Origin of the sequence: Mesorhizobium sp. M0119 (assembly GCF_040322615.1) — a bacterium.
GTDB lineage: Bacteria > Pseudomonadota > Alphaproteobacteria > Rhizobiales > Rhizobiaceae > Mesorhizobium.
The window spans coordinates 23,951-34,509 of sequence record NZ_JAMYTU010000050.1; the positions used below are offsets into that span (position 1 = coordinate 23,951).

The window sequence follows — 10,559 nt, forward strand, 5'->3', positions numbered from 1 at the left end:
GCGTGATTCTGTCGGGCCATGGCGGAGCCACCCGATTCTCGAACGCCGACCCTACGGACCTGCTCGACATGATCCTGCAGTTGCGGGCAGAGGTCGCCGGGCTTCGCGCCGAGAATGCGGCTCTGAAGGATGAGATCCGGCGTCTGAAAGGTCTACCGCCGCGCCCGACGCTGAAGCCGAGCGGGATGGAGCAGTCGTCCAAGCGGAGCTCACCTGCGGCAACGGGTCCGAAGCGGCGTGGCTCGAGCCGGGCGATCGTCACCGAAGAGCGCCGTCTTTGTTATGAGCCGCCACCGGCTCCCGATTTGTGGGGCGGACAAGCTTCGTGGTGCAGGATCTGACGATCGGGGTGCGGGTGGTCCGCTATCATCGGGACCGCTAGCGTTTGCCGGATGGCCGGATCGTCGTCGCTCCGCTTCCGGACGGGGTCGACGGGCACTTCGGTTTGGAGCTTCGGCGTCTGGTGCTGTCGCTTTATCACCAGGGTCAATCGACCGTGGAGCGGATCGTCGCGTTGCTGCGCGACTTCGGCGTGTCGATCTCCAAGCGTCAGGTCGTGCGGATCCTGACCAGCAAGATCGACGCCTTCGTCGCCGAAGCGAAGCAGGTCCTGACGGCCGGGCTCGCTTCGGCCGGTTGGGTCAGCGTCGACGACACCGGGGCCCGCCATGGCGCCGTCAATGGCGTGTGCACGCAAATCGGCAATGACCGGTTCGCCGTGTTCACGACCACCAAGTCGAAGAGCCGGCTGAACTTCCTGCAGCTCCTGCACGGCGGGTCGGCCCGGTGGGTCCTGAACGCCGCCTCACGCGCCTACATGCTGGAGCGCGGGCTGCCGGTGATCACGACGGATCTTCTGCATGCCGGGCGCGAGCCGTCCGGGTTCGAGGACGCGGCATCATGGGACGCCCATCTACTCGCCCATGGCCTGGAGCCCAAGGATGGCCCTCTGGACCCGTTCCGCATCGCCAGTGAAGGCGCGTTGTGGGGCGGTCTGAACGAGGCAAAGGCCCTCGACGGCACCGTCATCCTCAGTGATGGGGCGGGCCAGTTCGCAATCGGCGAGCACGCGCGGTGCTGGGTCCATATGGAGCGGCAGATCCATGCCCTCGATAGCTTCACCGAAGCGCAGCGCCGCGCCAAGGCCCTGATCCAGAGCCGGATCTGGTGGCTCTACAACGACATCAAGGCGTGGTGTCTGGATCCCACGCCCCGAAGAGCCAGGGAACTGGCCCGGCGGTTCGACCGGATCGTCGGCATGAAGACCAGGTTCGTGACCCTCGACCGTCTACTCGCGCGCATCCGGACCGACCGCCAAAGCTTCCTGAAGATCCTCCAACGCCCGGACATTCCGCTCCACACCAACGGCTCGGAGAACGATATCCGCAGCGTGGTGACCCGGCGGAAGATCAGCGGCGGAACCCACAGCGACCAGGGCCGTGCCGCCCGCGACACCATGCTCAGCATGATGAAGACCTGCAACAAGCTCGGTGTCAGCTTCTGGGACTATCTCGGCGACCGCCTCGGCATCCCCGGCAGCAAGATCCTACCGCTTCCCGTTCTCCTCGCCGCCCGCTGAACCCCAACAGCAGATCGACGCGCCAACGCCACCGGTTTTGCCCCGGTTACGATGGATGTTATGCGTCCTCCCGCCATTCGGCGATGGCGCTACGGGCGTGGTCGAGGCCGAAGAACAGGCTCTCGTTCAGGAGCTCGTCGCGCATGCGACCGTTGAAGGATTCGACATAACCATTCTGCATCGGCTTGCCTGGCGCGATGTAGTGCCATTCGATCCCGTGATCCTTTGACCATGCCAGGATGGCGTTCGAGGTGAACTCGGTGCCATGGTCGGAGACGATCATGCGCGGCTTGCCGCGGTGAGCGATCAGTTCCGTCGGTTCACGGGCAACCCGACGGCCGGAGATCGAGGTGTCCGGGATCGCGGCCAAACATTCGCGCGTCACGTCGTCGACGATGTTGAGCACACGGAAGCGGCGGCCGCAGGCGAACTGGTCATGCGCGAAATCCAGTGACCAGCGCGCATTCGGTTTGCCTCGACCAGGATCGGCGCCCGCGTGCCGACGGCTCGTCGTCGCGCCCGACGCTTCCGCACCGTCAGTCCTTCCTCGCGGTAAAGACGATAGATACGGTTGATCCCCGATGTCGCGCCCTGGCGCCTGAGCCGAATGAACAGCCGTCGATAGCCGAAGCGCCGGCGCTCGTTCGCGAGGTCACGCAGCCGACCACGCAGCTCCGTCTCTGGCGCTCGGCGAGACTGGTAGCGGATCATCTTACGATCGGCGCCGACGAAGGAACAGGCCCGACGTTCCGATAGGCCCATGACGGCCTGCAGATGCGCGACGGCTTCGCGCTTGGCGGCGGGCCCTACAATTTTTTTTGATAGAGGCTCGCGCAATGCCGAGGCTTCGAGCATCTGGTCTGCGAGCAGCTTCTTCAGCTTAGCGTTCTCGTCTCTTCAGGCGCTTGGCGTCGGATACGTCCATCCCGCCATACTTGGCCTTCCAGTTATACAGCGTGGCCTCGGAGATCCCGTGCTTGCGGGCAAGATCGCCCGCCTTCGCACCCGCTTCATGCTCGCCCAGAACCGCGATGATCTGCTCTTCCGTAAACCGCTTTCTCTTCATCAGTCCGTCCTTCAATCAAGGCCCGGACTCTAATCTCAGATGGAGGAAATTCTCAGGGCAGGTCACCACAAGCCAGGTCGACTTGCTCAATTCCAGTGCCATGAATTGTGGCAGTCATCGAGTCGACGGGCGGTAGAGCAACAGATGAGAGATTCATGAGACCTCTCCAGAGTCAGGATGTCGGACCCCGAAACGTACCTGAGTTCCGCCGCCGTCGCCTCATGGGATCTTTTGGAACAGTCGGATCGGGACTTTAGGCATGACGTTTTTATTTAGACCGCTTCCTACAATTCGATAATTCCGAAGTTTATAGCTTTTATAGCGGCGACCGTTCTGCTAGCAGTATCCATTTTTTGCAATACGTTCTTAATGTGAAAATTGACAGTGTTTAGAGATATTCCTAAAATTTTTCCTATCTCCCACGACGATTTGCCTCTCGCCGTCCACAGGATACATTCTTTTTCTCTTATAGAGAGGATAGGTGCTTTCTTGACACCACTCGAACTCACGAACTTCTCAACTCTTGTATGGAAATATAGAGCGGCGAGTTGCAAGTAGATGATTGTTGTATTTTGGAAATCGCAGTCCCGGGGTTGAGCAAAACTCATGATCGCGCAGCTGCCATCAGGGCCATGCAATGGAACGCTAATGCCTGACCTTAAGCCGAACATCGCAGCCTCGTCGAAGATGCGCCGTTCGTCTTCAGTTGTGCTTGTATCGTTGTACACCTCGCTCCACCGAAAGGCATTTGCTCGCGTTCGACTTCTCTTGATGGTGGGGTCTATCCGATCATAGCCCATCTCGAAATAGCGCTCCCGCCATTCATTAGGATAATTCAACATAACTGCCGGATCGCGTCGGACCGTCCTTAAACCTTTCTGGTCGGGTGCAAGAGAGCCGTAGGAGACCCATGGGCAATCAAAATTGAGGGCGAAATCAGATAGCAGGTCGAACAACTGCTCAGATTTTGCAACGCCATCAGTTTGGTCGAGAAATCGGCCGAACTCGACCGCAAGCGCCTCCCCGACTGTCTTCGGGAAATGCATCGGCGGGCCTAAAGAAGACTGGTCGGACACTCTGGTTGCCAGCCCTCGGCGTTGAGAGACCGCACTCGACCGCGGGTATTCCATAATCTCTCCTCCGCACCCATTTCTGTTGGATGTCGCCACTGGCACGCAGAAGCAAAAGCTGCCGACTGCAAGGCGCTCCATCTCGACATCGGCAGGGCCAGCATCGCCAAAGCTCTAGCACATTGCCGCAATGGATACCGTTATTTTGAGTTAAATGTAGATTGCGCCATATTTCTAAAATGTGTACAATATGAACGAACAATTCTACGATGCCTCATCGATTGACTTCTGATTGTGATACGCGTGTGTTTCTCCAGACCAAATCAATTAGCCGGCGGGCCAATGTCCAGCTGCAAAAGCATGTCGAATTCTGACGGGCCTCAGAGACTGTTTGAGAATTGCTTGAACGTTTGGTTCGGGCATGGATTCAAGCTTGGGATATTGACCCAGCGATGCGTGGCCGGATGGCCGAGATTGAGAAGAAGACCAAGCGCTACCCGACGGATTTGACCGACGAGGAGTGGGCGCGGATTAAGCCGTTCCTGCCTGCCGCGGCCAAGAGTGGGCGGCCGTCGCGGACGGATTGGCGCGAGGTCTTGAATGGGATCCGATACCTCGCCGCTCGGGCGGCGGCTGGCGGATGCTGCCGAAGGATTTTCCGCCTTGGCCAACGGTGTACTGGTGGTTTCGCCGCTTCGCGCGACGGCCCAGATGATCCTCGACAGCGTGCGCAAGCGCTGGCTCAAGTACCTGTTCGCTGACAGCGCCTAGTTCTAGACCGTACCAAGCTCATGGACAAGGCCGTCTTCCTCGACTTCACCGTCGTAATCATCAAGCGATCGGATACGGTGCAGGGGTTCGAGGTCCTTCCGCGCCGCTGGGTCGTCGAGCGCACATTCGGGTGGATGACCCGCTGGCCCCGGCTCGTCTACGAGGAGCGCATTGACTGTTCAGAAGCTATGATCCATGCCGCTCTCGGAAGCATCCTGCTCAGGCGCAGCGCTCACCAATAGGCGTTCTCAAACAGATGGGGTGATTGGGGTCTCTTCCGAGCCGAGATGAAAGCGGCTGCTCCTGTCGAGATGTGAGAACGTGGTCGATGTTGAATCGCCACAGACATCAGGAAGGAGCAGCCATGAAGTACTTTGCCGGACTTGACATCTCTTTGGAAGAGACCGCGATCTGCGTGGTCGACGAAAGTGGCCGGATCGTGAAAGAAATGCGTGCGGCGAGCGAGCAGCGTGCGTTGATCGACGCCCTAGTCTAAGCTAAGCTAAAGCTAGGTCAAATCGGTCTGCCGCTTGAGCGGATCGGCCTGGAAGCGTGTTCGCTGGCGGGGTGGCTTCATGACGGGCTGCGCGCCGCGGGTTTGCCCGCGATTTGCATCGAGACGCGGGCTGCCAATGCGGCGATGAAGACGATGCCTAACAAGACCGATCGTAACGATGCCCGCGCATTGGCGCGGATTTGCGCACCGGCTGGTATCGGCAGGTGCATGTGAAGAGCCGGCAGTGCCGGCTCTGGCGCTCCGTGCTTGTCGCCCGCTGCACGGTGCTAAACGAAACACGTACGATCGAGAATGTGGTGCGGGCGATCCTGCGGGAGGCCGGCATCAAGCTGGGCACGCCACCACGAACCGCCTTTGCTGGTCGTGTGCACGACCTGGCCGGCGCAGACCCGGTCGTCATGCCGCTGGTCGAGCCGCTGCTGACGATTCTTGGCACCATGCTCGCAGAGTTCACCCGCTGACACCAGACGGTTCTCGATCTCGTTCGCAAGGAAGAGGTCTGCCGGCGGCTGATGAGCGTTCCCGGTGTTGGCCCATCACTGCACTCGCCTTCCGGGCCACGATTGACCAGCCGGACCGGTTCAGGCGTTCGAGGAATGTCGGCGCGCATCTCGGCCTGACCCCGGCGCGCTACCAGTCGGGCGAAACCGACATCCAGGGCAAGGTCAGCCGATGCGGCGACGAACTTGCTCGCACCGCGCTTTATGAAGCGGCCAGCACACTGCTTGTGTGCAGCAAAAATGGTCGAGCCTCAGAGCATGGCATGAACATCGCCAAGCGGCGCGGCATGGCGCGAGCCCGGGTGGCGGTCGCCCGCAAGCTCGCCGTCATCCTGCATCGCATGTGGGTCGATACGACCGAGTTCCGCTTCGGCAAGCAACCGGTCTGCGCGGCGGCGGCATGAAATGAGACAAAAACTGGAGGAGCAAGAAAAACAGCTTCGCCCGCAAGGGTGATGCCGGATCATTCCGTGGGGACGATGGGCAAGGCGATCTCGTTGAGAGTCCGGAGCCTTGGGGCCAAAGCCTTCAAAGGTCGTGAAACAGATTGAGACGCCTTGCTCTCCTGACCCCATCATGCGGCGGCCCAGCGCCGACCGCGAAGAGAAGCCGCGTGACCCGCGCACGATACGATCCGGAAAAGAACAGGAGCACCTTGACCTTTAAAGGCCCCAATCAGAGAGAACTCTCACATCACGGTGTTGGTGGCTGCGCCATCAGCGTCCGTCAGCATTCAGCAGTAGAGGGTGTTCACGTGAGGCCAGAGCGGCGGATGACTCTAAATCGGACGCGAGCTGCGAAGGCATCTTCGTCGAGCCGGTCTCGGCCGCCAGCCTGGCGCGGCGATCCGATCGGCAATAACCCGGCGAAGCGAGCAGCCGCGGGCAGGCGGGTATTTGTTTAGTTTGCCTCAAGCTTTGTAACACCCACGGCAGCGATGATACCCAGTTCGGCCCGATGCGAGCGCGCGGGTGTCGGCCGCCTGCGTTCTCTGCCACACCAGAGGAACGCGCAGCTTCTGATGGCCTCCGCGCCGGTTTCCTCCGTCTTGCCTCTTCACGGATGGTTTGAGTAGGCCGACGGAAGCCACACGTCATGACCGTAGAGCGACGATTGCGGGCCCAATATGCGCTGCTGCATGCTTCTATACCCTAAGAAAGCCGGCAGCTTCTCGACGAGTCGAATCAACTTCGCTGCGCCGCAATCTTCGGCTGAACGCCGGCGAGCCACGGCATCCGGTCCACGAATCTGGAAAATGTTGGTTGGCTATTCCACGCCGATTCTGTTCCGAGCGACCTTGGCCCGATCCCAAAATTCCCCTGTCCCCAGCCGATCACCTTGTCGCCGAGCAATCGTCGAGGCCACTTGGCCGTAGCCGATGGACCTTGAGTCCGGTCGATCTCGTCAAATATGAAAGGCGGGCCTGAATAGATTTCCATTTGATTTTAGCATTGCTCGCGAATGTCGCATCGCGTCGACTGCGGTCCCGATTGCTGAGCCTGCATCATTTTTGCATGGAGAAATGAACATCGGAAATAGGTTTATTTCGAACCATCGGCTGCTCCACCCACTATTCAACTCGCACCCGCCGGCAATCAGCAGCGGGGATCTCTTTGTCAGGTTCTCTTTCGGAAGTGTGTAGAACGAACCGATGGCGAACGTTGGAATTCAATCAGCGCCTGGCCCGCCTTTGGGCCATAGCCGGTGAAAATATGATCGCTCCGGCTGGCAGCCCCGCTCTCTCACAGCCGCGGGCGTTTTCAATTCCAACCGGGGCGCCATTTCCGGCGATTTCACCACCACGAGTTGCCGGTCGGGATCGCGCGGGCGAGCGAACATGCGGTGAGTTCCAGGGGAAGTTCCACTGGGCAGAAATCCCAGATTGGTTGTTGACCGTGTAGTCGACGAGATCGGCGCCACGCGGAATCGAGCGGCGTCAGCAAGGCCGGCGTAGTATCTCAGGTACGGATCGCGGTCCGAACCTCTTCATGCGCGACACCGCCGCCTTGCCGTGTCCATGCAGGCCGTGACCACGCGCCTCCAGTGTGTCGGCAATGCGGAAAAGCATGCATCCACGATCGTAGGGATGCATTTTATAAGGAAATGATGCCGAAAACAGAACCGACGGCAAGCCCGACCTCTTCGGGGCTGCCTCGCGACGGTGGCAATCGTCTCGACATTTGTCGGGTTATTGACCTCGACCCGCCTGCCGGAAGACGAATCCCGCTGTCCCCGTCAATGAAGTTTCGATTGCCACTTCGTTAGCCATTCCGGTCTTGTTTCAAAATCGCGTCTGCCATCTTCTCAGCCACCATTATCGTTGGAATATTTGTGTTGGCCCGGGGGCAGAAAGGCATCACCGAAGCGTCCGCGATCCTCAAGCCGGAAACACCGCGAACGCGGCCCGACGGGTCGGTCACGGCCGCAGGATCCGAGGCTGCGCCCATTTTGCAGCTCGACGTCGGATGCCAACTGGCGATCACGTTCTGGCGGATAAACCGATCCAACTGCACTTCGTCATTGACCAGATCTGAAATACTATGACCATCGGTTATGACGTGCTTAATGAGCCCGCGGCGCAGGCGCGGAGAGGTATCCATGAGCAGCGCCAGCACCGAGGTAAGCCCGTAATTAATAAGATTGACCTTGCTAACCTGTTTCGCACGTCCGTTCCAAGCTGACGGGAACGGGTCGAGCGCCGCCGCCGACAGTGAATCTTGCTGCAGCAGCCGGGCCATGAAGCGGAAGCCCTGCTTCAATCGCTCGGCGTCCCGATTGTCGCTCAACCAGTTGAAATCCACCTCCGGCTCTATGGCGTGAGAGCGATCCTTGAGTAGGATGCTCCCTGTCGAATAAGTGCGGTTGACCCACAAACAAAGGGAGCCGAGACGCTTACCGAGCGGGTGCCAAGCCGATTTGGCAACCAGCGACATTGCCATATCCGTCGAAGGGCACCCATCGTAACCCGAGGAGTACCGAGCATGCATCTGGATATGGCCGCTCACATTGGGTGCCATGCGATCGGCCGGTTTCAGATAGGCTGAAACGCAGATCGCTGGGTGCTCCTGCAGGTTCTGGCCCACACCTTTCAAGTCTGTCACAACTGGGATACCGAGCTTTATCAATTGCTCGGCCGGGCCGACCCCGGAGCGCATCAATATGGCGGGCGAATGGATGGCTCCGGCGCAGAGGATCACGGTCGAAGCGCGATACGATTGCCGGCCGGACTTGTTTTCCGTTTCGACACTCGTTATGGCGCTTCCGGAGAAGTTCAGCCGAACGACTGTCGTTCCGGGTAAGATTGTCAGGTTGGGCCGCGAGCGGACGCTTTCGGACAAGTAGGCCATTGCAGCAGAAACCCGGTGACCATTGCGGTTGGTCAACGGAACAACGGAGTAACCGTCGCCAAATTCACCATTGAAGTCCGGCCTGAAATGAATTCCTAGACCGTCATACGATTTCGATACCGCTCGGATAAAGCCGGACCAGTCTGATTGCCGCACACGTCTTATTGGTAGGGGCCCATCCTTGCCGTGAAATTCGCTGTCGAAATCCAAATCGCATTCGAGGCGACGGAAGTAGGGTAGAACCTCCTGCCAACGCCAGCCCGTTGCCCCGCTTGAGGCCCATTCATCGTAATCTTCGGGACCACCGCGGTTAGCTACCTGAGCATTGATGCTGGAGCCGCCGCCCATGACCCGGGCCTGCTCGTAATGAATGGGCATGCGGCCATCCCGTACCGTGGTCGCGTCGAGTGACGCCCACTGATAATCAGAGTTGAAGTAAGCACGCGTTGGATTGCCGTCGAGGATGTCCTCCGGGACGGCATTCGGGGGAGTATCAGGACCGGCCTCGATGAGCAGTACGCGATTTTCATCAGCGGATAGCCTGCTCGCCATGACGGATCCAGAGGAACCGCCACCGACGACAATGTAGTCGAAAACCAACACAAAGCCTCCCGTCGCGTCCATAAGCCCCCGACAAGGGCAGCGGGTGTTAATAGCCTACTCAGCAAAGTAACAACTACTACCGTAGGAAATCCACGCTATGGGGTAGTAGTTGGCGAGAGGTCGACAATCAGCTAGAATAAGGGGTTTAGATAGGGCGCATCTCACGGTTCGTCCTCCTTTGGCGGTTCTGGGCGAGACGGGCGCTCGTCGCAAACGGCTGCGCAAGCTGTCCCACGAAGCTCGCAAGTGTTCATCAAGGACCATGCGGGGCCATATCGACTGGCAGGCCCAACCAGCAGCGCAGGGACAACACTCGGCTCCGCTCGTTGGTGCCACCAGAGAGCGGCAGCGCGCTGCTGCAGGGGTGTTGCCCGCTGCGGCGTTGCGGGTGGCGCCTGTATACGATTACTGAGGGCGTAACGCCCCGCCCGCTTGGCATTTGTCAGGGCAAGATCCTCGTCGCCGGGCGTGATTTCTAATTGCCTCAACGTCGGCAGTATTCAGATCGACGAAGCCGGTCGCCTGGGCCGTTCTGGCGCGTTGGAGCCGGGGCGCACGCTGGAACGCGAATGAGAGGACAGCCTCGTTGCGCTCGGTACTCAAAAGCCCGAGCTTGCCCGCCGCGAAGAGGTGCTTCACGTGTCTTTCGCAGCACGGGCGCGACCGATTACCGGCCCATTTGACCAGCATGTGGGAGCCAAGCACCACTCCACTCGACCGCGAGGAGTTGCTGCGCACTCTAGTCGATGAATCAAAATCAGGATGGGGCTTGTCGAGGCCATGCGGCTTTTTCTTATGGGCAAGCAGGTGGACACCGCGATGATGCTGCGGATCGATTTCTCAATGAAATCTGTGCACCCGACGCGCTGGAAGGTTGGCGGCGTGGTCAGAGCGCCGTCCTCCTAAATTCGCAGACGCATGGGAAGGGGAATAGTTGACGTCAGGAGAACCTGTCCCTGAGCCGCGAACCCGACATCGCCCGCGCCGAGTTTCATTTTGGGCGCCTTCTAAGTAAGCGCTATTTTCGCTGCACGTTGACGCGAGCGCTTTCGACGGAGGCCTTCGAATCGGGAACGGTATCTGGTCTGATCAGGCTGCTGTTGCTT

The 10,559-nt window shown here is 59.6% G+C and carries 5 protein-coding genes and 3 pseudogenes; 4 read left to right on the top strand and 4 right to left on the bottom strand.

The genetic code is table 11. From position 1 onward, the window contains the following. Window positions 1-2 precede the first annotated feature (2 nt). The gene (locus NKJ40_RS28005; protein ID WP_352468824.1) at window positions 3-341 is read left to right on the top strand and encodes a hypothetical protein; all 339 of its coding nucleotides are present in this window, start codon (window positions 3-5) and stop codon (window positions 339-341) included. A 44-nt stretch (window positions 342-385) separates the two neighbouring features. Continuing rightward, window positions 386-1,579 carry an IS66 family transposase gene (locus NKJ40_RS28010; protein ID WP_352468825.1) on the top strand — a complete coding sequence of 398 codons (1,194 nt, stop codon included), beginning with the start codon at window positions 386-388 and terminating at the stop codon, window positions 1,577-1,579. A 64-nt stretch (window positions 1,580-1,643) separates the two neighbouring features. On the opposite strand, the pseudogene NKJ40_RS28015 reads toward NKJ40_RS28010, so the two are convergent. Both NKJ40_RS28015 and NKJ40_RS28020 read right to left on the bottom strand, forming a co-directional pair. Further along, window positions 1,644-2,645: pseudogene (locus NKJ40_RS28015) on the bottom strand (IS3 family transposase); the annotation flags it as partial. Window positions 2,646-2,929: 284 nt separating this feature from the next. Continuing rightward, entirely contained in the window at window positions 2,930-3,775 is an 846-nt protein-coding gene (locus tag NKJ40_RS28020; RefSeq protein WP_352468826.1) for a LuxR family transcriptional regulator, read from the bottom strand. Between the two features lie 392 nt (window positions 3,776-4,167). On the opposite strand from NKJ40_RS28020, the pseudogene NKJ40_RS32015 reads away from it, so the two are divergent. Together NKJ40_RS32015 and NKJ40_RS28040 are read left to right on the top strand one after the other, a co-directional pair. Then, window positions 4,168-4,728: pseudogene (locus tag NKJ40_RS32015) on the top strand (transposase). Between the two features lie 122 nt (window positions 4,729-4,850). Next, window positions 4,851-5,907: pseudogene (locus NKJ40_RS28040) on the top strand (IS110 family RNA-guided transposase). Window positions 5,908-6,907: 1,000 nt separating this feature from the next. On the opposite strand, the gene NKJ40_RS28045 reads toward NKJ40_RS28040, so the two are convergent. Further along, window positions 6,908-7,081 (bottom strand): hypothetical protein, encoded by a 174-nt coding sequence (locus tag NKJ40_RS28045; RefSeq protein WP_352468827.1) that lies wholly within the window; start codon window positions 7,079-7,081, stop codon window positions 6,908-6,910. A 683-nt stretch (window positions 7,082-7,764) separates the two neighbouring features. Further along, complete coding sequence (locus NKJ40_RS28050) at window positions 7,765-9,450, bottom strand: GMC family oxidoreductase (RefSeq protein WP_502903773.1); 1,686 nt, start codon at window positions 9,448-9,450, stop codon at window positions 7,765-7,767. Window positions 9,451-10,559: the final 1,109 nt, after the last annotated feature.